The 25,669-nt window shown below is 65.3% G+C and carries 18 protein-coding genes and 1 riboswitch; of the genes, 13 read left to right on the top strand and 5 right to left on the bottom strand.

Translation table 11 applies throughout. From position 1 onward, the window contains the following. The first annotated feature begins 250 nt into the window (after positions 1 to 250). The 6 genes from purE to BN3270_RS00905 all read left to right on the top strand — a co-directional run bounded on the left by purE (position 251) and on the right by BN3270_RS00905 (position 7,200). On the top strand, positions 251 to 718 hold the full coding sequence (gene purE, locus BN3270_RS00925; RefSeq protein ID WP_058985276.1) for a 5-(carboxyamino)imidazole ribonucleotide mutase: 468 nt from the start codon (positions 251 to 253) through the stop codon (positions 716 to 718). Beyond that, a complete protein-coding gene (locus BN3270_RS00920) occupies positions 711 to 2,630 on the top strand; it encodes a thiamine pyrophosphate-dependent enzyme (protein WP_058985275.1) in 1,920 nt (639 codons plus the stop codon). Before purE ends, BN3270_RS00920 begins: the two co-directional genes overlap by 8 nt. Position 2,631: 1 nt before the next feature. Then, on the top strand, positions 2,632 to 3,258 hold the full coding sequence (locus tag BN3270_RS00915) for a 2-oxoacid:acceptor oxidoreductase family protein (RefSeq protein ID WP_058985273.1): 627 nt from the start codon (positions 2,632 to 2,634) through the stop codon (positions 3,256 to 3,258). Positions 3,259 to 3,317: 59 nt separating this feature from the next. Continuing rightward, positions 3,318 to 4,547 carry a phenylacetate--CoA ligase family protein gene (locus BN3270_RS00910; protein ID WP_082673240.1) on the top strand — a complete coding sequence of 410 codons (1,230 nt, stop codon included), beginning with the start codon at positions 3,318 to 3,320 and terminating at the stop codon, positions 4,545 to 4,547. A 205-nt stretch (positions 4,548 to 4,752) separates the two neighbouring features. Beyond that, positions 4,753 to 4,959: a hypothetical protein gene (locus BN3270_RS09380; protein WP_271711859.1), complete on the top strand. Its 207-nt coding sequence runs from the start codon at positions 4,753 to 4,755 to the stop codon at positions 4,957 to 4,959. A 675-nt stretch (positions 4,960 to 5,634) separates the two neighbouring features. Beyond that, positions 5,635 to 7,200: a sodium:solute symporter family protein gene (locus tag BN3270_RS00905; RefSeq protein WP_058985269.1), complete on the top strand. Its 1,566-nt coding sequence runs from the start codon at positions 5,635 to 5,637 to the stop codon at positions 7,198 to 7,200. A 312-nt stretch (positions 7,201 to 7,512) separates the two neighbouring features. Here BN3270_RS00905 and BN3270_RS00900 read toward each other — a convergent pair whose 3' ends face one another. Next, entirely contained in the window at positions 7,513 to 9,096 is a 1,584-nt protein-coding gene (locus BN3270_RS00900; protein ID WP_058985267.1) for a Na+/H+ antiporter NhaC family protein, read from the bottom strand. A 65-nt stretch (positions 9,097 to 9,161) separates the two neighbouring features. Then, positions 9,162 to 9,325, bottom strand: a riboswitch (Lysine riboswitch). A gap of 346 nt (positions 9,326 to 9,671) precedes the next feature. Between BN3270_RS00900 and queF the strand changes: the two genes are divergently transcribed. Further along, positions 9,672 to 10,184, top strand: coding sequence for a preQ(1) synthase (queF, locus tag BN3270_RS00895; protein WP_058985264.1), 513 nt, complete (start codon positions 9,672 to 9,674; stop codon positions 10,182 to 10,184). Positions 10,185 to 10,433: 249 nt separating this feature from the next. Here the strand turns inward: queF and queA are convergent, their stop codons facing one another. Further along, entirely contained in the window at positions 10,434 to 11,528 is a 1,095-nt protein-coding gene (gene queA, locus BN3270_RS00890; protein WP_058985262.1) for a tRNA preQ1(34) S-adenosylmethionine ribosyltransferase-isomerase QueA, read from the bottom strand. A gap of 93 nt (positions 11,529 to 11,621) precedes the next feature. Then, positions 11,622 to 12,389 (bottom strand): epoxyqueuosine reductase QueH, encoded by a 768-nt coding sequence (locus tag BN3270_RS00885; protein ID WP_058985260.1) that lies wholly within the window; start codon positions 12,387 to 12,389, stop codon positions 11,622 to 11,624. A 369-nt stretch (positions 12,390 to 12,758) separates the two neighbouring features. On the opposite strand from BN3270_RS00885, the gene BN3270_RS00880 reads away from it, so the two are divergent. From BN3270_RS00880 to BN3270_RS00865, 4 genes are all read left to right on the top strand, one after another. Next, on the top strand, positions 12,759 to 13,736 hold the full coding sequence (locus BN3270_RS00880) for an HAD family hydrolase (protein WP_167551305.1): 978 nt from the start codon (positions 12,759 to 12,761) through the stop codon (positions 13,734 to 13,736). Continuing rightward, entirely contained in the window at positions 13,736 to 14,884 is a 1,149-nt protein-coding gene (gene tgt, locus BN3270_RS00875) for a tRNA guanosine(34) transglycosylase Tgt (protein WP_058985256.1), read from the top strand. The genes BN3270_RS00880 and tgt overlap by 1 nt, the downstream gene beginning before the upstream one ends. A 275-nt stretch (positions 14,885 to 15,159) precedes the next feature. Further along, positions 15,160 to 17,988 carry a protein translocase subunit SecDF gene (locus tag BN3270_RS00870; protein WP_058985254.1) on the top strand — a complete coding sequence of 943 codons (2,829 nt, stop codon included), beginning with the start codon at positions 15,160 to 15,162 and terminating at the stop codon, positions 17,986 to 17,988. Positions 17,989 to 18,071: 83 nt separating this feature from the next. Beyond that, positions 18,072 to 18,392, top strand: coding sequence for a DUF1292 domain-containing protein (locus BN3270_RS00865; RefSeq protein WP_271711858.1), 321 nt, complete (start codon positions 18,072 to 18,074; stop codon positions 18,390 to 18,392). A 23-nt stretch (positions 18,393 to 18,415) separates the two neighbouring features. On the opposite strand, the gene BN3270_RS09375 is transcribed toward BN3270_RS00865, so the two are convergent. Beyond that, the gene (locus BN3270_RS09375; RefSeq protein ID WP_058985251.1) at positions 18,416 to 20,236 is read right to left on the bottom strand and encodes an ABC transporter ATP-binding protein; all 1,821 of its coding nucleotides are present in this window, start codon (positions 20,234 to 20,236) and stop codon (positions 18,416 to 18,418) included. 48 nt (positions 20,237 to 20,284) lie between these two features. Between BN3270_RS09375 and BN3270_RS00855 the strand changes: the two genes are divergently transcribed. Beyond that, complete coding sequence (locus tag BN3270_RS00855; protein ID WP_058985249.1) at positions 20,285 to 21,703, top strand: alanine/glycine:cation symporter family protein; 1,419 nt, start codon at positions 20,285 to 20,287, stop codon at positions 21,701 to 21,703. Between the two features lie 297 nt (positions 21,704 to 22,000). Here the strand turns inward: BN3270_RS00855 and BN3270_RS00850 are convergent, their stop codons facing one another. Further along, positions 22,001 to 23,749, bottom strand: coding sequence for an FAD-dependent oxidoreductase (locus BN3270_RS00850; protein WP_058985248.1), 1,749 nt, complete (start codon positions 23,747 to 23,749; stop codon positions 22,001 to 22,003). 329 nt (positions 23,750 to 24,078) lie between these two features. Here BN3270_RS00850 and BN3270_RS00845 point away from each other — a divergent pair, with 329 nt between their 5' ends. Next, entirely contained in the window at positions 24,079 to 25,539 is a 1,461-nt protein-coding gene (locus BN3270_RS00845; protein ID WP_058985245.1) for a response regulator transcription factor, read from the top strand. Positions 25,540 to 25,669 lie beyond the last annotated feature (130 nt).

Below are 25,669 nucleotides of genomic sequence, written 5' to 3'. Positions count from 1 at the left end.
CCCGCCGCATCCCCGGCTCCCTCGCCCGACGAGGCTGCGAAACCCGCGTCAGACGACGGATCTTCCCAATAGCCCGCAACGCACACCCCTTGGGGCGCATGGCCGGTTGGCCGTGCGCCCCTTTTGCGTTGCGCCCGCGTCGCCCGGCGCCCCGTGCGCATTCCGCGCACTCCACCCTGCTGCAGTGCGCGGGTGGTAGAATGGACGGCATGCTAAGGCCCTCTTGGGGCGTAATCAAAGGAGCGTTTTCATGGCAGACGAAGCTACGCCGTTGGTCGGCATCATCATGGGTTCGAAGAGCGACCTGCCCAACATGCAGGCCTGCATGGACCAACTTGATGCCTTCGGCATCCCCTATGAAGTGAAGATCGCGTCGGCTCACCGCAAGCCGCTCGAAGTGCACGCGTGGGCGGAGGGCGCCGAAGGCCGCGGTATGCGCGTGATTATCGCCGCCGCCGGCAAGGCCGCGCACCTGGGCGGCGTAGTGGCCGCCTATACGCCGCTGCCCGTGATCGCCGTCCCCATGAAGACGAGCGACCTGGGCGGGCTCGACTCCCTGCTTTCGATGGTGCAGATGCCTTCGGGCGTGCCTGTGGCCTGCGTGGCCATCAACGGCGCCAAGAACGCCGCCATCCTGGCCCTGCAGATGCTCGGCACGGGCAACGAAGCCTACCGCGACCAGATGCGCGCCTTCAAGAAGGATATGGCCGATGCCTAGCACTCTGCTTATGGGCAACGAGGCCTTCGCCTGGGCCGCCCTCGAAGCGGGCGTGAACGTGGTGGCGGGCTATCCGGGCACCCCTTCGAGCGAAGTGGTGGAAACGGTAGCCAAGCTGCATGCCAAAGGCGTGGCCCGCGATGTCTACGTGGAATGGTCGGACAACGAAAAGGCCGCCCTCGAGCTGCTGGTGGGCGCGTCTGCCTGCGGCGCGCGCGGCCTGTTTACCTGCAAGCAGATGGGCCTGAACGTGGCGGCCGACGCCCTGCTTTCGGCCAACTACGTGGGCGTGCGGGGCGGGCTCGTCCTCTTCGTGGCCGACGACCCGGGTCCCATTTCCAGCCAGACCGAACAGGATACGCGCCGGTTCGCCAACTTCGCCAAGGTTCCCGTGCTCGACCCGTGGAATCCCGAATCGGGCGCCGACATGATGCGGCACGCCTTCGAAGTGTCGGAAACGTGGCACACGCCGGTCATCGTGCGCCCCACGACGCGCGTGAACCATGCGAGCACCTTCTTCGACGTGCCCGCCCACACCCAGGCGCGCCCCGTGCCCGAAGGCGGTTTCGAAAAGGATCCCAAGTGGGTCATCTTCCCCCGTCGGTCGTATGCGGCTCACGGCGAAATCAACCAGCGCTTGCATGAAATCGCGAGCGAAGAGGCAACCGGCTTCTTCAACCCCCTCTACGCCTATACGAGCGAAGGGTGCGCCCCGGCCGATGCGGGCGCGGCGTCGCTCGGCATCGTCTGCGGCGGCGTGAGCGGCGCCTACGCGCGCGAGGCCATCGATATGCTCATCGCGCGCGGCGCCCAGCTGCCCGCCTTCGACTTCCTGCAGGTGGGGACCCCCTTCCCCTTCCCGGCCCGTCGCGCCCGCGCCTTCGCGGCCGGCAAGACCGACATCCTCGTCTTCGAAGAGCTCGACCACGTGCTCGAAGACGACCTGCTCATGTTGGCGGGACGCGACCAGCTTCCCTTCCGCGTGCATGGCAAGCTCGACGGGTCGACGCTCGATCGTGGCGAGAACTCGGTGGAAGACTGCCTGCGTCGCATCGCCCGCTTCTTGGGTGTAACCGACGTCCTGCCCCAAGCGCCCGCACCCGATGCGGCCGCGCCAACCGCTCCGGCCCGCCCGCCCGTGCTCTGCGCCGGCTGCCCCCATCGCGGGGCCTTCTATGCGGTCAAGCGTGCCCTGCGCGGCAAGAAGAACGTGCTCTGCGGCGACATCGGCTGCTACACCTTGGGCAACGCCAAGCCGCTTGAAGCGGTCGACACCTGCCTGTGCATGGGCGCCGGCATCACGATGGCGCAAGGCGTGGCCGTGGCCGAACCGGGCACCAAGTCGGTCGCCTTCATCGGCGATTCGACCTTCTTCGCGAGCGGTATGACGGGCGTGGCCAATGCGGTCTACAACCGGCATGACATCACCATCGTCGTGCTCGACAACTCGACGACGGCGATGACGGGCGGTCAGCCTCATCCGGGCATCGGCCGCACGCTCATGGGGCCCGAATCCGATCCCATCCGCATCGAAGCGGTGCTCGAGGGGCTCGGGGTAACCTGCATCGAGCATGCCAACCCCCTCTATCTGGAGGAGAGCTTGGCGGCGGCCCGCCGCGCCGTCGACTTCGAAGGGCCTTCGGCCCTCATCTTCCGCTCGCCCTGCACCCAGATGGTGCGGCCCGAGCCCCGCGCCGTCGTCGATGACGACGCCTGCGTGGGCTGCCGGGTCTGCGTGGCGTCGATCGGGTGCCCGGCCATGACCATGGCGGCCGACGGGTCGAAGATGATCGTCGACGCGTCCACCTGCTATGGCTGCGGGCTCTGCGTCGACGTATGCCCCCACGACGCGATTTCGGCGGCGGTGCGCACCGAGGGTCGCGTTCCCTTCGCGGGCAAGGCAGGTGAGTAGGATGCTCAACGTGTTGATTGCCGGCATCGGCGGGCAGGGGTCGGTCCTTGCCGCCAAGATTCTGGCTGCTGCGGCCCAGGCGCGCGGATGGAAGGTGCGCACGGCCGAAACGATCGGCATGGCCCAGCGCGGCGGCAACGTCACGTCGCACGTGCGCATGGGCGACGCGGGCGAAGAGGTGCATGCGCCCCTCATCGCGCGCGGTACGGCCGACTGCGTCATCGCGCTCGAGGCGGGCGAAGCAGTGCGGGCCTTGCCCTACCTGGCTCCCGACGGCCTGCTCGTGTGCGCGCAGACGGCCATTCCCTCGGTGGAAACCACCCTTTCGGGCGCGCTCTACGAAGCGGAGCCCCTGCTCGCGTACCTGGCCGACGCGGCGCCGCATTTCCTGGCGGTCGACGAGGCCGCCATCTGCGATGCGGTGGGCAGCCGCAAGGTGGCCAACCTCGTCATGCTGGCTTCGGCCGTGGCGGCTTCGCACGGGGTTTCGTTCGGCCTGCGCGATGCCATTGGGGCCGAAGAGCTCGAGCGCGCGATGGAAGCCTGCGTGAAGCCCGCTTTCGTGGCCATGAACCGCGCGGCAATCGAAGAGGCCTTCGCGCGCGCCGGCGCCCAACCGATCAGCTAACTGTGAGCTGCGCCGTTCGGGCGGCGCAGCTGCGAGAGAAAGCGGGGATAACCGTGGACATGAAGCCCGAGCAGCTTGCGGCGATTCGCGAGCAGTTCAAAACGCTGAAGGGCCGTTCGCTCTTCTACGCCAAGAAGTACGCCGACGTCGACCTGGCAGACGTGCGCACCCAGGCCGATTTCGAGCAGCTGCCCTTTACCGAAAAGGCCGACCTGCGCGAGGCCTATCCGCTCGGCATCGCGGCGGTGCCCGAAGAGAAGATCGTGCGCATGCACAGCTCGTCGGGCACGACGGGCACGCCGGTCATCATTCCCTATACCCAAAAGGACGTCGACGACTGGGCGACCATGTTCGCGCGCTGCTTCGAGATGGCGGGCGTAACCCCGCGCGACCGCGTGCAGATCACCCCCGGCTACGGCCTGTGGACGGCGGGCATCGGTTTCCAGGCGGGCGTGGAAAAGCTCGGCGCCATGGCGATTCCCATGGGCCCGGGCAACACCGAAAAGCAGCTGAAGTTCATGGAGGACATGCAGTCGACGGTGCTCTGCGCGACGTCGTCGTACGCCCTCTTGCTCGCCGAAGAGATCGAAAAGCGGGGCATCCGCGACAAGCTGGCCCTGCGCAAGGGCGTGATTGGCAGCGAGCGCTGGGGCGAGAAGATGCGCAGCCGCATCAAGAACGAGCTGGGCATTCAGATTTACGACATCTACGGCCTTACCGAAATCTACGGTCCGGGCATCGGCATCAGCTGCGATTGCGATTGCGGCATGCACTACTGGGACGACTTCATCTACCTCGAGATCCTCGACCCCGAGACCCTGAAGCCCGTGCCCGACGGTGAGTACGGCGAGATCTGCATCACCACCCTGCGCAAGGAAGGCGCGCCGCTCATCCGTTTCCGCACCCATGACATCTCGCGCATCCTGCCGGGGGAGTGTGCCTGCGGCAGCCCCTTCCCGCGCATCGACACCCTGATGGGCCGTTCGGACGACATGATGAAAATCAAGGGCGTCAACGTCTTCCCCAAGCAGATCGAAGAGGTCCTGCAGTCCTTCCCCGAGCTGTCGAGCGAGTATCAGATTCACATCTCGCATCTGGAAGGCCGCGACACGATGCGCATCTACGTGGAAACGACCGGCGAGTACGACTTCCTCGACGTGGCCGAGCGCGTGGCGCACGAGGTGAAGAGCCGCATCGGGTTCACGCCACTCGTGAAGGTGGTCGAGCTGGGCGTGCTTCCGCGCAGCGAGAAGAAGACCAAGCGCGTGTTCGACGAGCGCTACGAATAGGCGCACGGCGTCGAAGCGCACAGCGCGTATGGAAGGCGGGCGTTGCCGGAGAGGCGGCGCCCGCCTTGTTGCGTACGGCGGGAATGTCAAGGAATCGTGAAGGCTTGGCCTTCATAAAACCTTTACATGCGGATATTGCCGTGTATTGAAGCATATGGGGCAGGTTTCTATGCACTGTAAGTGATTGCAAAAGGCAGTTTGATGCATGAGCTGCCAAATGACCAATAAAAACCGATTATTGTCCGCATTGAAAGCGCTTGTGCAGGGCCCTATAGTCTCTTCCGCAAGAAACGAGAAGACAGACGCACGAGAAGGAGACCTCATCATGAAGAACGTATTCGCCAAGAACCTCATCGCTTCCGCCCCGATGGCCGTTGCCGCTATCGCCATGGTCGCTTCGGTCATCGCCTAGGTCGCACGCCCATAGCGCGCAGCCGCATGCGCGCCCTCAAAGGGGAGTCGGAGAAATCCGGCTCCCCTTTTTGCGTAGGGGCGGCAGGCGCGCTCAGAGGTCGGTTCGTGCAACACGCCCTTCTCGTTGGAGCATGCTGTTTCGGGGCGGGTGGACCGACAAGAGCGTCTTGCTGCCGATCGACCGTGCGTGCGTGAGTCGGGGGGATGCGGTCCCGGCGGATCGGTCGGGGAGCCCGGCGAAGCTCTTCGTGCTCCGTCGATTAACGCACAATTCTGGCGTTCTTTCGCCCTATTCGTGCAATGTGCTCGAGAATTGTGCGTTAATCGATGCGCCTCAGGGCGTGTGCGGCTGCAGGAGCCGACGGGGCTTGCCCTCTCGCCTGCGGCGAGAGGCGCCGCGCGGGCCGTAAGCGGCGTAATTGCCCCTTCGATGCGGTCGATTTCGTGCGTGGTCACTTTCGTATGGTAAAGTGGCCGCATGATGTTAGACGACGCACAGACCAGCTCTTTCGCACGCGACCATGAGGCCGCGGGCCGCAGCGTCGTTTCCCACGCCTCTTATTCCTATCGATATCTGTAGCGCACAGGGTGCCCCCGCCCGAGCATGCGCTCGGAGAGGGCGATCGTTGTGCGCGCCTCCGTGTAGCTTCAAGTTTCGATAGAGGGGTAGTCCATGTGGGAAAAACTCGCGATGATCATCGCCTTCTTCTGCGTCGTGATCGGCGTGGGCATCTATACGCGGCGGCATGCCGCCACCGTTGACGGTTTCGTGCTCGGCGGGCGCAACGTAGGGCCGTGGCTCTCGGCCTTCGCCTTTGGCACGAGTTATTTTTCTGCGGTCATTTTCGTCGGCTACGCCGGCCAGTTTGGCTGGAAGTTCGGCATTTCGGCTGCGTGGATCGGGATCGGCAACGCGGTGGTGGGCAGTTTGCTCGCCTGGTGGGTGCTCGGCCCGCGCACGCGCGAGATGACCCAGCGCCTCAAGGCGGCCACGATGCCCGAATTCTTCGGCAAGCGCTACCGCAGCAGGGGCCTGCGCATCGCGGCGGCAGCCATCATCTTCGTCTTCCTCATTCCCTACACCGCGTCGGTTTACAACGGGCTCTCGCGCCTGTTCACGATGGCATTCGACGTGCCCTACGAGGCCTGCGTCGTCGCGATGGCGGTAGTGACCTGCGTCTACGTGGTGCTTGGCGGCTACATGGCCACGGTGGTCAACGACTTCCTACAGGGTCTGGTGATGCTTGCGGGCATCGTGGCGGTTGTGGCGGCGGTGCTCGCCGACAACGGCGGGGCCGCGCAGGCAATGGTGTCGCTTTCGCAGGTGCCCGTTGAAGGGTCGAGCCTGCAGGGCGCCTTGACGAGCATGTTCGGACCCGATTTGCCCAACCTGATTGCCGTTGTAATCCTCACCAGTTTGGGTACCTGGGGCCTGCCGCAGATGGTGCAGAAGTTCTACGCGATCAAGAGCGGCCCGGCCGTGAAGCAGGGTGCGATCATCTCGACCCTCTTCGCGTTCGTCGTGGCGGGCGGCAGCTACTTTTTGGGCGGGTTCGGCCGCCTCTACGCCGACCAAATCGCCTACGCCCCCAACGGCACGCCCGTCTTCGACTCGATCGTGCCCACGATGCTTTCCAACCTGCCCGACCTCTTGGTAGGCCTGGTGGTGGTCCTCGTCCTTTCGGCAAGCATGTCGACCCTGTCGAGCCTGGTGCTCACGAGCTCGTCGGTGCTCACGCTCGACCTGCTCAAGGGCAACGTGGTGAAAAAGATGTCCGAGGCGCGCTCGCTTGCCTGGATGCGGGGCCTCGTCGTGGTCTTTGTGGCCCTATCGGCGGCGATCGCGCTTGTGCAGTACCATTCGACGATTACCTTCATCGCCCAGCTCATGGGCATCTCGTGGGGCGCTCTCGCCGGTGCCTTCTTGGGCCCGCTCTTTTGGGGCCTGTTCAGCAACCGCGTGTCAAAGGCGAGCGTGTGGGCCAGCTTCGCCGTCGGCGTGGGCCTTACCGTGGGCAACATGGTCGTGCCCTTTTTGGGGTCGCCAATCGTGGCGGGTGCCGTGGCCATGCTCGCGTCGCTTGCGATCGTGCCCCTGGTGAGCCTGGTGACGCCGGCCGTGCCCTTCGAGGTGGCGCCGCCTTCGGGTGCGGGCGCCATCGACCGCGAGTATCGGGCCGAATTGGCCGCATCGGGTGCTGCGGCCTTCGATAGCGAGGCCCCGCTCGAGAAGCTCTAGGGAGTGCGGGCGGCTCCGGCATTCTGCTCGCAGCCGCCCGCTTGCCTTGCACGCGCCACCGTCTGGGCATCCGCGATGCCCTCTAGCTTTTCAGGAAGGCTGTCGGTGCGAGAGATGTGGAACGTGCGCCGGTGCATGATGACGCTTCCTGGGCCGGGGTGCTTGGCGCCTCCAGCGTACTTCGTATTGCACAGGGACGGGATTGCCCCGCTCTCTTTCCTCGTTCTTGACGATTTGAGGTGGCTCGGGCGCGAAAAAAAAGCGCCCCCGCAGGGTGCGGGGGCGCTTGCGCGAGCGATGTGCGCGGGCAACTTAGTTGCCGGCCTCGTAGGCTTTCAGGTCCTCGTAGGACTTCTTGCCCACGGTGGCGCGCAGGACGAACAGCGTGCCGATCGTGAGGACGATGCCCACCGGCAGGCAGATGAGCCAGTTCTGCACGAAGCCCGCGATGAGGAACATCACGCAGGAGATGGCGCCCACGGTGAGCGCGTAGGGCAGCTGGGTGCTCACATGGTCGACGTGGTGGATGTCGGAGCCGGCCGAAGCCATGATCGTCGTGTCGGAAATGGGCGAGCAATGGTCGCCGTTGACGGCGCCCGCCAGGCAGGCGGCGATGCCGATCGTGAGCAGGGTGGGGTCGTTGGAGAAGATGGGCAGGACGATGGGGATCAGGATGCCGAAGGTGCCCCAGCTCGTGCCCGTGGCGAAGGCGAGCCCCAAGGCCACCAGGTAGATGATCGCCGGCAGGAAGTTGAACAGGCCCGCGGCGGCATTCTGCATGAGCCCGGCGACGTAGACGTCGGCGCCCAGGGCGTTGGTGGCGAGCTTGAGCGTGAGGGCGAAGGTGAGGATGAGCATGGCGGGCACCATGGCGCGGAAACCCGTGACGATGCAGTCGGTGGCGTCTTTGAAGGTGATCGTGTGGCGGGCGAGCAGGTAGATGAAGGAGAGGATGAGCGCGATAAGCGAGCCCCAGGGCAGGCCGACCGAAGCGTCGGTGTCACCGAAGGCGAGTGCCAGGTCGCCAAAGCCTTCCGCTTCGGGGTCCCAGAAGCCGCCCACGTAGAGCATGCCGATCACGCAGAAGACGATGAGCAGGATGATGGGCAGGACCATGTCCCACAGGCGGGCGCGGTCGTTTTCCAGGCGCGCTTCGTCGGTGAGCTTGCCCAAGTTGCCGTTGCGGTAGGCCTCGAACTCGGCTTTGGCCATGGGACCGTAGTCGAAGCCCATGAAGCAGATCGCGATGATGAAGGTGATCGTGAGCAGCGAATAGAAGTTGTAGGGAATCGTGGAGATGAACAGCTGGATGCCCGACATGCCGTTGTCGAGGTCGGCGGCGGTGGCCGACACGGCGGCCGCCCAGCTCGATACCGGGGCGATGATGCAGACGGGCGCAGCCGTGGCATCGATCAGGTAGGACAGCTTGGCGCGCGAGATCTTCTGCTCGTCGGTGATCGGGCGCATCACGGCGCCCACGGTGAGGCAGTTGAAGTAGTCGTCGATGAAGATGAGGCACCCCAGAAGGAAGGTGGCGAGCATGGCGCCGCGGCGGCTCTTGATGTGGCTGGCGGCCCAACGCCCGAAGGCGGCCGACCCGCCGGCCCGGTTGATCACGGCGACCATGATGCCCAGGATGATGAGGAAGACGAAGATGCCGGCGTTGGACGAATCGGAAATCGCGTTGATGAAGCCCACGGGCATGGCGTCGTCCCCGTCGCCGATCTGGCCGGAAATGATGTAGTTGAGGGTGTCGACCGGGTTGCCGCCGGCGAGCAGGAGGGCCCCCACCACGACGCCGATGAACAGCGACGTGTAGGTCTCCTTGGTGATGAGCGCGAGCGCGATGGCCACGATGGGCGGCACGAGCGACCAGAAGGTGCCGATGAATTCCACAGATTGCTCCTTTGTCGAAGTCGGGGCCATGATTACCATGACCCGTTCGGAGCGCACCCCGTACCGGTCGTGATAGCTCTCCGCGAAAGCGACAGTGCGCGACATGTTCTGCCGCGCCCCAGGCGCGAAGGTTGGGAGGCCTTCGCCCTTCGGCGGTTCGACCCTTTCGCCCGCGCCCCTTCCCGGTTGCGCACGGGGTACTGATGAGAACCGCGCCTCTATCATGGCTGTGTATACCGTGCGCAAATTATATGCGTTGTGGGCGAATATGCAATGCGGGGACTCTTATGCGGATGCATTTGGCCTGCAGGCGTACGGGGCGAAGCTGCGCATACGAGGCGCAACGCTCACCGCAAATTTCCGCACGTGGCGCAACTGTTGTGGTATATCCCGAAGCCGGTCCCATCCCCTATGGTCTGAGCATGTCGGACCGCAAACCGAACGGGAGAAGGGAGAAGCGATGGCGCGAATCGGCAGGAATGCGGTTGCTCGTCGGCGTGCTGGCAACACGGGCGCCGTACGGCCGCATGGTATAGTGAACGGTTGCAATACGACACCTCAAGGAAGGATGGCATATGGCCGAAGAGGAGCAGGGCGGCCGCGACCGCGCCGCCGAAGGGCTCACCAAGCTGGGGAGCCAAGGGACGCGTTACGCTACCGACTACGATCCCAGCCTGTTGGAAACGTTCGAGAACAAGCACCAAGACCACGATTACATGGTCACCTTTCGCTGCCCCGAATTCACCACGCTGTGCCCGATCACCGGCCAGCCCGATTTCGCCACGCTCTACATCAACTACATTCCCCACGTCCGCATGGTGGAAAGCAAGAGTCTCAAGCTCTATCTGTTCAGCTTCCGCAACCACGGCGACTTCCACGAAGATGTGACCAACGTGATCATGAAGGATCTGGTCGCGCTCATGGACCCCAAGTACATCGAGGTCCGCGGCATGTTCTACCCGCGCGGGGGCATCTCGATCTACCCCTTCGCCAACTGGGCCAACCCCGCGTTCGGTTACGGCGAGGTGGCCGCGCAGCGCATGTTCGCGCAGCTTTCCGACCTTGATTCCGGGGACGGTGCGCGATGAGCTGGGGCAGTTTGCGCGATGCGGTCGACGTGACGCGGGCCGAAGAGGCCGACGGGCGCCCGCCCCGGCACAGGACCGCCTGGTGGCAGGGTCAACCTGCGGGACGGGGCGAGGCGCTTCGCTGTCGCCCCTGTCGCGGGTCGCGTTCCACCTGCGGGACGGGGCGCGTGCGCTTCGCTCGCGCCCCTGCTGCCGGGTTGCTCGTCCTGCGGGACGGGGCGAGGCGCTACGCTGTCGCCCCTGGCCGTACTAGTGGATGAACATGGCGTCGCCGAAAGAGAGCATGCGGTAACCGTTGTCGATCGCATGTCGGTAAGCCGCCATGATGGCGTCGCGGCTGCTGAAGGCCGACACAAGCATCATGAGCGTCGAGCGCGGCACGTGGAAGTTGGTGATGAGCCCGTCGATCACGTGGAAGGTGCTCCCGGGGAACAAGAAGAGGCTCGTATGGTCGTTCTTGCGCGCCACCAGGCTGTCCGCCGCTTCGTCCCAGGCCGATTCGAGGCTGCGCGTGCTCGTCGTGCCCACGGCGATTACCTTGTTGCCGCGCGCATGGGCGTTATCGATCGCATCCACCACTCCTTGCGGGACCGTGTAGGTTTCGGTATGCATCTTGTGGGTGGTGGGGTCCTCCTCGTCGACGATGCGGAAGGTGTCGATCCCCACCTGCAGCTCGACGGTCTCCCAGAAGGCGCCCTTGGCCTTGATGCGCTCGATCAGCTCGGGCGTGAAGTGCAGGCCGGCCGTGGGGGCTGCGGCGCTCGTCTCTTCCTTGGAATAGACGGTCTGGTACATTTCCTCGTCGCCCGCGTAGTGCTTGATGTAAGGCGGCAGCGGCGTGTGGCCCACGGCATGCAGGGCCTCGTCGAGCGTTTTGTGCGTGTCGGTGGACAGCCGTGCCAGGCGCTCGCCTTTGCCGCCCGGCGTGAAGTCGACGATTTCGGCGGAAAGGGCCACGCGCCCTTGGGGGTCGGTCTTGTCGGTGAAATCGATGCGGGCGCCGGGCTTGAGGCGCTTGCCGGGCCGCACAAGCACTTCCCACAGGGCGCTCGTGTTCGTTGGCGCCCCGCCGGCGTCGTGCTCGCGCAAAAGGAAGACTTCGGCTTCGCCGCCCGTTTCGTGCTTGTGGCCCAGCAGGCGGGCGGGCATGACGCGGGTCTCGTTGGCCACCAGCACGTCGCCCGGCTCGATGTAGTCGATGATGTCGCGGAAGATCTTATCTTCAAGGGCGCCGGTCGCGCGGTCCATTACGAGCATCTTGCACGCGTCGCGCACGGGCCAGGGCTCCTGGGCGATGCGGTCTTCGGGTAGGTCGTAGTCGAAATCGCTGGTGGTGTAGGTCATGGTTGCCTTTCTGGGAAGCCGCCTGCGGGCGGCGGGGGTAGAGAAGCGAAGCGGCGGGCGATGGAGCGCCGTGGTGTGGGGCTCAGCGCCTGTCTAGCCTGCGTGCGCTGCGCCGTCTGCGCCCGCCGCAGCGGCCGCTTGGGCTTTGAGCTGGGCGCGGGCGGCCTTGCGGGCGGCTTTCTTGGCCCGCTGCTTGGCGTCGTAGGCGGCCCGCTCGCGCTTTTTCTGGGCGCGGGCGGCCTCTTCGGCGGCGCGCAGGGGGGCGAGCTCGGCTTCGCGGCGGGCCCGCTCGGCGGCACGCGCGCGCTTGCGTGCGGCCCGCTCCTCTTCGGCTTCGGCTTTGGAATAGACGCATCCGCAGTAGTTCTGCCGGTACATGCCCAAATCCCTGCTCTCGCGCGTCGCTTCGGGGTAGTAAGGGCGGAAATCCTGCCATACGGGCACAAGCCCGAAGGGCCGACAGGCGGCGACGAGCTCTTCGTGGCAGATGTCGAAGAGCTGGTAAGGACTCACGGCGAGCGTGGTCGAAAGCCCTTCGAACCCGTGGGCGGCCGCCCAAGCTGCGGCCTCGGTAAGGCGCAGGCGGTAGCAATGGCGGCATCGGTCCTCGCGGGGGCCGCCTTCGGCCGTGATATGCCCCGCCTCGGCGCGCCAGGCGCACGCGTCCCAAACGCCTTCGACGACGGGGATGCCGCTCGCGTCCGCCCACTCGCGCAGGGTAGCCAAGCGGTGGTCGTATTCCGCGCGTGGCTGGATGTTCGAGTTCATGAACGCGATGGTCAGGTCGTGCCCCTGGGCGGCGAGCAGCTTGTAGGGCTCGAGCGAGCAGGGCCCGCAGCAGGCGTGAAGCAGGGTTTTCATGGCCGACGGCCTCCTTTCCGCGCCCCATACTACGTGGCCCGCGAACCGGCGTAAAGCAAACGGCCCCGTATTGCGCAGAATCCGCAGTCCGCGCGGGCCGGGCGCTTTGCGCGCACGGCGGCCACAAGTGCGTCCCGCGCCCCGGCTCGCGCGCCTGGCGCAGGGCTTTCGCCGATACCGTATACTCTTTGCTGATACGCACGCGAAACAAATGAACGAGGACACACGAGCATGAACGAAATCATCCCGCCCGCAGGCGCGCCCCAGGCGATGTGAATTGTTGGGAGGGCGGTTCGTTTCGCGGTTGGTATGTTGACGGTAGAGCTAGACTGGTGGCTCAGTGTGTTTTGTCAACGCGGGGTGGTCCGTATGGCGCACCGGACGGATGAGGCGAGCGGCATGGCGCGCGCGGTGGGCACGGGCTACGACGCCGTCGACCCCGAAGCCGCCGCGACCGCCTGCACCCAAGCCGAGCCCGGCCGCACCTACGACGCGATCTTCTTCGATATGGACGGCACCCTGGTCGATTTGGACCCGCATACCTTTCTCGAGCGCTACTACCGCCTGCTCGACGCCCGCGCTCGCCGCGCGGGAATCAACGCCGGCGTCTTCAACCAGGCGCTCGACGCCGGGTTCCTGGCCATGGGCGACCATCCTTCGACGATCACCAACGCGGCCGCCTTTTGGAACGCCTTCTTCGACGCTTACGCCGCCATCGCCGGTCCCGTGCTGCTGAAGGACAAGCGGATGCTCGTCGACTTCCTGCAGGGCTTCTACGACGAGGAATTCCCCACGATCGGCAAGGGCGTGGTGCCCAACCCGGCCGCCCAGGAGGCGGTGGCCCTGCTGGCCGCCAAGGGCTATCCCCTCTACCTGACCACGATGCCCCTCTTCCCGCGCGCGGGCGTCCTCGCCCGCCTGGCCTGGGCCCAGGTGGACGGCAGCCTCTTTTCCCGTATCACCTGCTACGACAATTCAACGGCGGTCAAGCCCCAGCTTGCCTACTACTACGAGAACCTGGCCGTAGCGGGCGCCCGGCCCGACCGCGTGCTCATGGTGGGCAACAACACCGTCGACGACCTGGCTTGCCTCGATACGGGCATGGACGCCTACCTGGTGACCGATTGCCTGATCAACGACAACGGCTTCGACGTGGCGTCGGTCAAGCACGGCACCCTGGCCCAGTTCGCGGCCTTCGCGCAGAGCCTGGCGGACTGCCCAAGCCGTGCCGCGGCCGCCGGGCGTCCCAACCGCTCGCCCTTGGACGACGACCCGGCCGGCGTGAGCTACGCCCACCCCGGCGACCGTTCCCGCAAGCCCCGACCCCAATGGGAGGACCACGACTGATGGCACTCTTCGACCTGACAATCGACGCGACGAGCGGCAACGCCCGCGCGACCACCTACGAAACCGCCCACGGCACCTTTTCCACGCCCATGTTCATGCCCGTGGGCACGCACGCCACGGTCAAGGGAATCCCCGGCGAGCTCTTGCGCGGCCTGGGCAGCCAGGTGGTGCTCGCCAACACCTACCACCTCTACATGCGTCCCGGCGCCGACGTGGTGGCCGAAGCCGGCGGCGTTGCGCGCTTCATGAACTACGACGGACCCATGCTCACCGATTCGGGCGGCTTCCAGCTCTTCAGCTTGGCCCACATGATGAAGGAAGACGCCCAGGGCGTGAACTTCCAGGCCCTCGACTACGACGGCAGCAAGCATCGCTGGACCCCTGAGACCAACATGGCGATCCAAGAGCAGATCGGCGCCGACATCGTCATGCAGCTCGACCAGTGCATCGGCTACCCGGCCGAAAAGAAGGACGTGGCCGCGAGCACCAAGCTGTCCTGGGAATGGGCGGCCCGCTGCCTGGCCGCCCACGCGCGCCCCGACCAGACCCTGTTCGGCATCGTACAGGGCGGCATGCACCGCGACTTGCGTGCGGAAAGCGTGCGCCATCTGGTGGATATCGAGCAGGCGAGCCTGGCCGCAGGCGGCCGCCGTTTCGGCGGCTTCGGCATCGGCGGCTATTCGGTCGGCGAAGACCACGAGGTCATGTTCGAGACCCTGGGCGACACCGCTCGGTCGCTGCCCGCCGACCGCCCGCGCTACCTGATGGGCGTGGGCAACCCCACGACGCTCGTGCGCGCCGTGCGCGAGGGCGTCGACATGTTCGACTGCGTCCTGCCCACCCGCACGGGCCGCATGGGCACGGCCTTCTCGCATACCGGCCGCATGAACCTGCGCAACGCCAAATACACGCGCGACTTCACGCCGCTCGACCACGACTGCGACTGCCCCGTATGCACCCAGTACACCCGGGCCTACCTGCGCCATCTGGTGAAGCAAAACGAAATGCTCGGCGGCATCCTTTTGTCGATGCACAACATCTACTTCCTCACCAAGCTTATGGCCCGGGCGCGCGAGGCCATTCTGGCCGACGCCTACGAAGAGTTCTACCAAGCGTGGATGCATTCCCCGGCGGCCAAGGACTATTAAAAGGTTGCGGAAGGCCTCGGGCGGTTTCCGTGGCCTTCCGGTGACGTGGGCGACCCCAATCCACGACGCTTTGGCCGTACGGGCGATGCGCTTCTGCGACGTCGGCGCGCCGTTTCCGCTCCTTTTCCGTACGCTGTGCAGCACCGTGCGCGCGCAAAGGCGGGCACGGTGCTCTTGTGTCATAATGCATGGGTTACGAACCAACGAGGATAACCGCCGCCGTGCGCGGAGGCGGTCGTGCGAGCACCGGCTTGCACGGGCAACGAAGGGTCGCTATGGCTGAAACGAAGAAGAAACGCTCGCACACCTCGAGCAACGACCGCCGCAACATGTGGCTGCTCATCGTCACGACGCTGCTGGTTATCGGCTCGATCGTGATGTTCATGCCCCCGCAGGAGAAGATCAACCAGGGTCTCGACATCCAGGGCGGTCTTTCGGTCGTGCTGCAGGCCAACTCCACCAACGGCGGCGACGTCTCCGACGACGACATGGCCAACAGCCGCGACATCATCGAGTCGCGCGTCAACGCGCTCGGCGCGTCCGAAGCCACCGTCCAGCGCCAGGGTAACGACCAGATTCTCGTGCAGATCCCGGGCCTGTCCGACACCCAGGAAGCCCTCGACACGATCGGCCGCACGGGCAAGCTCGAGTTCGCCCGCCTCGATTCCTTCACCGACGAAACGGTGAAGAACAAGATCGAAACGGGCGACCTCACCGAGGGCTCGTCGACGGTGACCGACTCCTTCGGCAACAGCCTGCCGGCCGAAAACACGGGCGGTCCGCTCACGGTCGAAGAGGGTACCTACACGCCGATCGTCACCGGCGCCAACATCAAGAACGTCACCGTCGACCGCGAGAACGGCGACGGTGCCTACTGGGCCGTCAACATCGAGCTCGACGACGCGGGCACCCAGGCCTTCGCCCAGGCGAGCAAGGACCTCGCGCCCACCCACGGCAAGATCGTCATCATCCTCGACGGGGAAGTGAATTCCGCCCCCGCCGTGCAGTCTGAAATCACCGACGGCCGCGTGCAGATCACCGGCAACTACACCCAGGACGAGGCCAAGAACCTGAAGACCGTGCTCGAAAGCGGCTCTCTGCCCGTGAGCTTCAGCTTCAGCCAGGCCCAGACGGTCGGCCCCACGCTTGGCCAAGACGCCCTGACCTCCGGCGTGATCGTGGCCCTCATCGGCCTTCTGCTCGTGATGATCTACCTGCTCGTCTTCTACCGCGGGCTCGGCATGATCACCGCCGCGGCCATGGCCGTCTTCGCGGTCTTCTATCTGGGCCTGCTCGCGACCCTGTCGCACTTCGGCCTCTTCAGCCTGTCGCTGGCCGGCGTGGCGGGCATCGTGCTCACCATCGGCATGGCCGCCGACTCGTCGATCCTCACGCTCGAGCGCTTCCGCGAGGAAATCCGCTTCGGGCGCAGCGTGCGCGCCGCATCGATCACCGGCGTGCGCCACGGCATCCAAACCTCGATCGACGCCGACCTCGTGTCCTTGGTCACGGCCCTGACCCTCTTCTTCCTGGCCACGAGCTCGGTCAAGGGCTTCGGTCTCACGCTGGCGCTCGGCATCGCCTGCGACATCGTGATGATGCTGCTCTTCAAGGCTCCCATCATCCGCCTGCTTGCCCCCCACGCCATCAAGCGCCATCCCGGCTTCTGGGGCGTGAAGGACAGCGAAGATGCCGCCGAGGTTTACGGGCGTCTTGCCGAAATCGAGGGCGAAACCGTCGAGACCGCCGTGTCGGGCGAGGCCATCAACGCCGCCGACACCGAAGCCTATGCCGCCCGCAAGGCCGGCGATGAGGGCCGCTCCGCCGCGCGTGCTGCCGCCGGTCTGAAGGGTCGCTTCCTCAAGCACGACATCAACTTCCTGGGCTACCGCAAGGTCTTCCTGTCGCTCGCGGCCGTCGTGGTGGTGCTCTGCATCGCCGTCATAGGCGTGCGCGGCCTGAACCTGGGTATCGAATTCGTGGGCGGCACGAGCATCACCTTCAACGACACGGGCGCCGTGACCACCGACCAGATCCGCGATGCCTTCCAGGCCGAAGGCGAGAACGACCCCGTGGTGCAGACCACCGAAAGCAACGGCGAGCACGGCTTCATCGTCCGCATCGCCAACGCCGACGCGGCTTCGGCCAACTACGCCGCCACCCAGGTGGCCGGCCAGCTGGGCCTTTCCACCGACAGCTTCCAGGTGAGCACCATTGGGCCCGACTGGGGTGCGAGCATCGTGCAGTCGATGTTCTTCGCCCTCATCGCGTCGTTCGTGCTCATCATCATCTACATCGCCATCCGCTTCGAGTACAAGATGGGCATTACCGCGATCGTGGCCCTTCTGCATGACATCATCCTGGTCGTGGGCATCTACGCTCTGGTGGGTCGCGAGATGAACCCCAATACGATCGCCGCCCTGCTCACGATTCTCGGATACTCGCTCTACGATACGGTGGTCGTCTTCCACCGCATTTCCGACAACATGCAGCACAGCAACGTGAAGTGCACCTTCATGACCATGGCTAACCATTCCATGAACCAGGTCTTCATCCGTTCGATCAACACGACGCTCACCTCGATCATCCCCGTGTTCGCCATGCTGCTCTTCGGAAGCGAGACCCTGAAAGACTTCGCCTTCGCCATGGTGATCGGCCTGCTCGCCGGCGCCTATTCGTCGATCGCGATCGCCTGCCCCCTGTTCGCGATGTGGAAAACCCACGAGCCCAAATTCAAGAAGCTCGAGAAGAAGTACGGCACCCAGGTGGGCCGCTTCGCCTTCGCCCATGGCTCTATTGCCGCGACTCCCGCTGCTGCGGAGGCGCCCGCGGTCGCGGCTGACGCGGCTGCGCCTGCCGTCGAGCCTGCGTCCGTTGCCCACACGGCGACGGAAAAGCCCAAGGGAGCCTCGGCCGGTCACGGCGCGGTCCTTACCGGCGCCCAGAAGGCCAAGGCCCAGCGCGCCGCCCAGCGCAAGAAGAAGGCCGGACGCCCCGCCAAGGCGCAGCAGGCCGTACTCGACGAGCCCGAGATTCGCATCGTCGATAAAGAGAAGTTCGACAAACAGGGTGGCAAGGGCGAGCCCGGCGGCGAAAGCAAGTAAAATGGCATACACGAGCGCCCGCCGCCCGGCGGGCGCTTTCTTTTTCCTGGCGCGCATGCGCCCCATCGATGAAAGGACCCAACGTGAAAACGGGAAGCGCCCCTAATTTTGCCCCGCCCGTCGAAGAGGGCGAGACCTTTACCTTCCAAGACGAGAAGGGCAACCTGGTCGATCTGGAATTTCTGGGCCTGCTGCTGATGGACGGCGCCCGCTATGGGTTCTTCTTCCCCGTGACCGAAGACACGCCGGCTCTCTCGTCGGGCGAGATCGTGATCATGGAGGTCACCGAACTCGATGAAGACGAGCAGCCGTCCGCCTTTGAGCTGGTGGTCGACGAGGGCATCGCTCGCCGTGCCTACGCGGAATTCCAGAAGGCCACCAAGGACCTCTACGACTTCGCCTAGGCCCCGCGCCTCGTGCACCTGCTCTACGCGCCCGCTTGCGAGGCCCCGTGCCCGCATGCGGGCGTTTTCTCTGCGCTGGTAAGGGCGCAGGCCAACTGGTCGATCGTGCGCAGGGCGGCCGGGTGGGCGAGGGCGACGCCGGCGCGGGCCACCTCGTCGGCCAACCGCTGGATGGCGGGGAGATCGAGTCCGTGGGCGCGCAGAGTGTCCGGCTTGGAGAAAATCGCTTCCGGCGTCCCTTGCGCGACCACCCGTCCGCCGTCGAGTACGACCATGCGGTCGCAGAGGCGGGCGCAGTCATCCATGGCATGCGAGATGAGCAGGATGGCGGTACCGCTTGCGCGCAGGGCGTCAATCGTGTCGAGCATCCCCTCGCGGCTTGCGGGGTCGAGCCCGGCGGCGGGCTCGTCGAGGACGAGGACCGCGGGTTCCATGGCCAGCACGCCCGCAAGCGCGATGCGGCGTTGCTGGCCTCCCGAAAGCTTGAAGGGATCGGCGTCGCGCAGGGCGTCCGCGTCGAGCCTCATGCGCTCCATGGCGCGGGTGTAGCGGCCTTCGAGTTCGCCTTCGGCAACGCCTAGGTTGCGCGGGCCCATGACGACGTCGTCGAAGACGGTCTGGCAGCAGATCTGCCGTTCGGGCCGCTGGAAGGCCACGCCCACGCCGCTGCGCACAATGTCGGCCACGGCACGTCCGGCGAGCGGTGCGCCCAAGGCAGCCACCGCTCCGCGCTCGGGCTGGGCAAGGCCCACGGCGAGGCGGGCGAGCGTGCTCTTGCCGCTGCCCGTGCGGCCTACAAGCCCCACGATCTCGCCGGGGCCCACGGTCAAGGTGACGCTGTCGACGGCCATGCGGCGGCTGGTCGCAGGCTTCGCCTTGCCGCGACGGCCGTGCGTCTTTTGCGGTCTATCGTAGGAGAAGGCCACGTCGGAAAAGGCGAGCAGCGAAGCGGTAACGTCGGTGGCGGTCGCAGGGGCGGCGGCGCGTTCGGCTTGCGCGACCTCGTGGGGGCGCGCGGAGTCTGGAGCGCCCGTTCCGTTCGCTTCGGCGATTGCGGTGGCGAGGGTCGCTTCATCGAGCGTCCAGTCCACTATCATGCCCCGGGCGCCCAGGGCGCGGCAGAGCTGGGCGGCTGCGGGTTCTTCGATCGAAAGGGCAGCCGCGTCGAACTTCCGGTCGAAGACCTTTGCAGGCGCCCCCTGGCGTACCACGCGCCCCGCTTCCATCACGATCACCTGGTCGGCGCGGGCGGCCTCGTCCATGAAATGGGTGACGCTCACCACGGTGGTGCCGGCGTCGGCGAGGCGGCGGCAGAGGGCGACAAGTTCGGTGCGCCCTTCGGGGTCGAGCATCGACGACGCCTCGTCGAGCACGAGGACGTCGGGGCGCATGGCCAAGGCGCCTGCGATCGCCACGCGCTGCTTCTGCCCGCCCGAAAGCTCGTCGATCTGCCGCCCCTCGAAACCGGTAAGCCCCACGGCGGCGAGCGCCTTTCGCACGCGCTCGCGCACCTCGTCTTCCGGCGCGCCCACGTTGCAGGGGCCGAAGGCCACGTCGTCTTCCACCAGGGGCGCTATGAGTTGGTCTTCGGGATTCTGGAAGACGAGCGCCACCTTCTGCCGAACCGCCTCGAGGGTGGCGGGCGCGGTTACCTGGCCTTCGATTGCCACCGTGCCGGTATCGGGGAGCAACAGGGCGTTGAGATGGCGGGCGAGCGTGCTCTTGCCGCTGCCGTTTCCGCCCACCACGCAGGTGTAGGAACCGCGCGGCGCGGCGAAGGTGGCCCCGTCGAGGGCAGGATGGGTACCGTCGTAGGAAAACCGCACATCGGTAACAGCGATCACGCCGAGCCCTGGCCTTTCTCTTGGTATCTTGCCGTATAATAACGAGCTATGGATTTTATCGATATACTCACCCAAATCAACGCAGCGGTATGGGGCCCGGTCATGATCGTGCTCCTGCTCGGCTCGCATCTCTTCCTCACCGTGCGCACGGGCTTCATCCAGCGCAAGGTCGGCACCGCCATCAAACTTTCGGTCGCGAAAGACGAAGGCTCCGAAGGCGACGTCTCCCAGTTCGGGGCGCTTGCCACCGCGCTTGCTGCGACCGTGGGGACGGGTTCGATCGTGGGTGTTGCCACGGCCATCTTAGCAGGCGGTCCGGGCGCCGTCTTCTGGATGTGGATCACGGGCGTGTTCGGCATGGCCACCAAATACTGCGAGGTCTACGCCTCGGTGAAGTACCGCGTTAAGGACGAGAGCGGCGAAATGCTCGGCGGCGCCATGTTCGCCTGGGAGCGCGCGTTCAAGCGCTCCGATGGCTCGACCCCCTGGTGGGCCCATCTGGGCGCCGTGCTCTTCTGCGTGTTCGCCGTGATCGCCACGCTCGGCACCGGGTCGGCCGTGCAGTCGGCCGCGATGACGGGCATCATCAAGTCGAGTTTCCCGGCGGTGCCCACGCTGGCGATTGCCCTGGTCATCGCCGTGGCGGTGGCGCTCGTTATCTTCGGGGGCGTGCGCAGCATTTCCAACGTGTGCGAAAAGCTCGTGCCGGTCATGGCGGTGGTCTACGTGATTGGCTGCCTCGCCATCCTGTGCATGAACGCCGGCTATCTGGGCGAAGCCATCGCCGAAATCATCGAATGCGCCTTCACGTCGAAGGCGGCTTTCGGCGGTGCCGTGGGCAGCGGCATCATGGTCGCCCTGCAGTTCGGCTGCGCGCGCGGCCTGTTTTCAAACGAGGCCGGCTTGGGCACCGCCCCGATCGTGGCGGCGGCGGCTTCCACCAAGAACCCGGCTCGCCAGTCGCTCGTGGCTATGACGGGCGCCTTCTGGTCGACGGTGGTCATCTGCGCCCTCACCGGTGTGGTGCTCGTGTCCACCCTGCTCGCCAACCCGCAGATCGTCATGGACGGCACCATCACCGCCGGGGCCCAACTCGCGAGTGCGGCCTTTGCGAGCATTCCCTACATCGGTACGCCCATCCTGGTGCTGGGCATGGTGAGCTTCGCCTATTCCACGATCCTGGGGTGGAGCTACTACGGCAACCGCTGCGTCACCTACCTGTTCGGCCGCAAGGCCATCCGCCCCTATCAGGTGCTCTACGTGCTTGTGGGCATCGTGGGTGCTCTGGGGGTGGGCGACGTGGTGTGGACGGTGTCCGACATCGGCAACGCCCTCATGGTGATTCCCAACATCGTGATGGTCCTGCTGCTTTCGGGCGTCGTAGTGCGCGAGACCCGCTACTACGTCTACGAGGGCCATCTCGATGAAGAGTGCACCGACCCCATTCCGGAAATCAAGGGTCGCTAGCCGCACGTGCGGCATCGTTAACACGCCCATCGCACACGTGATGGGCGTGTTGCTTTCTCTGCTGCCAAAAAGGGCGTCTTGTCTGCGGCTGCTGCCGCCGGCAAGACGCCCTTTGTTGTCTGGGAGTCTCAATACCGCGTCGTTCCCTACGAGGGGCGGGTTGTTCGCCGACGCCTTTGCCTCACGCCCGGTGCCCGCTCGCCCACTACCAAAACGCCCCGCCCGAGACGTGCTCGAGCGGGGCGCTGCAGGGTCGGGGGAGGGACCGTCGCCTGCGGAAATAAAGGGGTTGTCTGCTTAGGCGTTCTTGATATCGCCGGCCAGGTAGCGAGCGGCGTAACGGCCCGAGGTGACCTGACGGCCCAGGCAGTTGCCCACCAGGTAGACGGGGTAGTTGCCCGCGTAGTAGCTACCGGAGTTGGTGCCCACGGCGAAGAGGCCTTCGATGGGGTTGCAGTCTTCGTCGATGACCTGCCAGTTCTTGTTCACGCGCACACCGTCGATCGTGGTGAGCAGCGAGCCGCCGTACCAGGCGCCGTAGAAGGGAGCCTGACGGATGGCCGAAAGGCGGTAGCCTTCCTTGCCGAACTGCGAGTCGACGCCCGAATCGTAGAGCTTGTTGTAGTTTTCGACGGTTTCGAGGAACTGGGTTTTGTCGTCGCCGGTGAAGCCCAGCTTGTCGGCGAGCTCGTCGAGCGTGTCGGCCTTCATCATGAGGCCCTTGCTGATGTACTTCTCGTCGTAGGCTTCGTCGACGGTCTTGTTCTTCAGCTGGGACTGCCAAGTCATGGCCGAGCAGCCCTGGGTACGGAAGCGCTGGACGTCGGCGGGGGCGTTCACGTCGAAGACCTGGCACCACACGCCGCCCGGATGGCTGGCGGCGGCGAAGCAGCGAGCGTCGTAGTTAGCGCTTTCGTTGCAGATGCGCTCGCCGTGGCGGTCGACGGACAGGAAGGGCTGACTGCCCAGGTTGAACTGGCCGTTCGTGGCCCATGTACCCTTTTCCTCGTCGGTGTAGCCGGCGTTGACGCCCGGGGCGACCACGCCGCGGTCGAAGACCATCGTGGCGCCGACCGGGTCGAGCTTGGCGCCCACCCAGGCAGCGGCCTTGATGCCGGTGCCGTCGTTGTTCTGGTTGTAGTTGAGGCTCGTGACGCACTTGACGGTTTCGGGGTCGCGGGCCTTGAGCATGGCCGGGTTGGCTGCGTAGCCGCCGGCGGCGAGGATGACGCCCTTGTTGGTGTTGACCTTCAGATAGCCGTCGGAGTTCTTCAGAATCGCACCGGTCACCGGGCCGTCGCCGTCGCGGAGCAGCTTGACGAGCTCGGTGGAGTAGGTGACCTGGCCGCCCTTGGACTCGATGAAGGCGGTCATCTGCTCAACGTGCTTGATGCGCTGCTTCTGCGGGTCAGATTCACCGGCGTTGATGACGTGGTGGCATTCGGGCGGAATGAAGTAGTTGGTGCCGCCAGCCTTGCCGTCGCCGCCGTTTTCCACGTCGACGGTCGCATCGGCGTTGATGCCCATGCTCTTGTAGGTGTCGACGATCCATTCGACGGTCGCGCCGGAGTTTTCGACCCAGGTGCGGGCAACGGACTGGTCGTTCTTGAAGGACGCGTAGCGGGCCCATTCGTTCAGCCAACGGCCTTCGTCGAAGTCGATGCCCTGCTCCTTCTGCCAACGGGAGTGGATGGCGCCGATGTCGAAGTGGGAGGCGGCCGGTTCGCCGCCCTTGTCGACGATCATGAAGTTGGCGCCCAGGTCGGCGAGGGTCGCGCCGGCCATGATGCCCGACATGCCCGCGCCCACGACGAGGATGTCGACGGTCTTGGTGTCCTTGATGTCGCTATCCGCGATTTCAGGCGCGCTGCCCAGCCAGTCGCTCGACGCGTCTGCGCCAGAAGCCGCCGCCGCTGCCTTGTCGGCAGCGCGGTCGGCGTTGCCCTTGGGCTTGGCGCAGCCCGAAAGGCCCAGAGCCGCAAGCGCGCCCATGCCCGCAGCGCCCGTAAGGAAGCCGCGGCGGGTGATGCCAGATTGTTCCTGCATGATGTTCCTCCTAGAAAAGATTCCCTCCTGGTAGAAGCGCGAAGGAGGGCGGCCCTGCGCGCGGCGTTTCTGCAGTGTGCCGTCTTCCGCGATCAGAGGGGGTGGTCGCGTCGCCGTGCCGCTGACTCCAGCGCTTCATCTGTTCTCCACAATAGGTTCACGGGCCGGGCATGTACCCGCCCCACTGGGGGCATTTTGGGGACTTGCGCCCGTCAATCGTGCTCGACCTTCTTCCACCCCACTGGGGTGAGAGGGGCATTTGTGCAGGTCAACGAATCGTTCGGTGTGTCAGGGCTGGCATCGCGTATAATTTTTCGGCAGGAGGGGATATGGAAGCACAACCACGCAAGGCGTTGGGCTTGTCGGCGCTTGCCACGCCGCTGGCTCTGGGCTGCATACTGGCATTGGCCGTTTCCGAACTGTCAGGTACGCTCACCAACGCGTTTCTCTACGCCACGGTGGCCACGATGTGGGGGTACGCGCGCGAGCTTTCCACGCTGATCACCGGCTTGGCCTTCCTGGCGATTGCGCTCGCCGCCCAGTTCCGTCCGCGCTTGCTCGATGCCCGCGTCCTGCTCGCGGTTGCGTTCGTCTGCTTGGCGGGCATGGTGCCCCTCTTGCTTGCGGGCTCCTTTCTTGCGAGTCCGGTCTTGTTCACGGTGGGTTTGGTGCTTCGTTCCGTTACGCGCGCCGTCACCATCCTGTTCGTCGCCTATTGTCTGCTCAAGCTGCCCGATACCGTTTCGGTGGCAGGCGTGGTGGTCTTCGGCATGCTCATAGACAACCTGCTGGCGCCGCTGATGCGAAGTTCCTTAGACCTTGCGGGCGCCGTGTGCGTCATGGCCCTCACGAGCGCCGCCGTAACGGCTTGGGGCTATTTCAAAGCGCGCGGTTCCCTTGCCGAATTGGGGAACGCTGCTCCGGCCAGCCAGTTGGCTGCCGAAAATCCGCGTTCCTTTATTCGCAGTTCCCATGCGCTGTTCTACTGCATCCTGCTCTTCAGCGTGGGCAACGGGTATGCGCTCACCTTCAACGAGGTCAACCATGCTCCTGCACCCTTAAGTATCGAGGGCTTTCTTATCGTCGTCCTCATCTTTTACCTGTTGCTTGTGCGCGACCGTCGCCAGGAAGACACCCTGTTCTCGTTTTCGGTACTCCTTTTTATGGCGGGCCTCCTTATGGCCTCCTTTGTCATTTCGCTTGGCCAAGCCCTTCTTGCTCCCAATGTGCTCATCCATTTGGCGAGCGACTGCTTCAACGTTCTCGTGTGGCTGGTTATTGTGGGCGTGGGCAAGCGCAACTTCTTCGCCTTCTTGCCCGTCTTCGGCCTGTCCTTCTGCATGAAGTCCCTGGGAACCACGATCGGGGCGATCATCGGCCATGGTTCCAACGACCTGATGCTTGCCGACCCCTCTGTCGCTCAGGCGATCACCCTGGCGGTGGCCTTCTTCGTGTTCGCCTTCTTGTGGACGAATTTTCGGGATTTCAGCTTCACCGACACGATTTTCGGGGTGGAGCATCTTGAGCTGCCCCAGCAGGGCCCGTTGGAAACGGTGGGACTTGAGGAGCGTTGCGCCCAGCTTGCCCGCGAATGGGGGCTCACCAAACGCGAGCAGGAGATTTTCGTGATGCTCGCCCGCGGCCGCAACGGGGCCTATATTCAGGAGCATTTCACCCTCTCGCGCAACACGGTGAAGAGCCACATCAAGCATATTTACTCCAAGCTCGGCGTACATTCGCATCAGGAGCTGATCGACTTGGTGGAAGGCGACCCCGCGCCCAAGGAGTAGCGCCGATGGGGGTGTGCCACAGGTGTGCAACCCCCCCGGTGTGCCCGATTCCGGGGGTCGGGCACATGCCGCAGCCCCAGTCGCCCCCTCGCACCGCACCGCTTTGCATCTCGCTCCCCGCGTTGCGGTT

This window comes from Hugonella massiliensis (assembly GCA_001486445.1).
Taxonomy (GTDB): domain Bacteria; phylum Actinomycetota; class Coriobacteriia; order Coriobacteriales; family Eggerthellaceae; genus Hugonella; species Hugonella massiliensis.
This window is presented reverse-complemented; position numbering and strand designations above follow the sequence as displayed.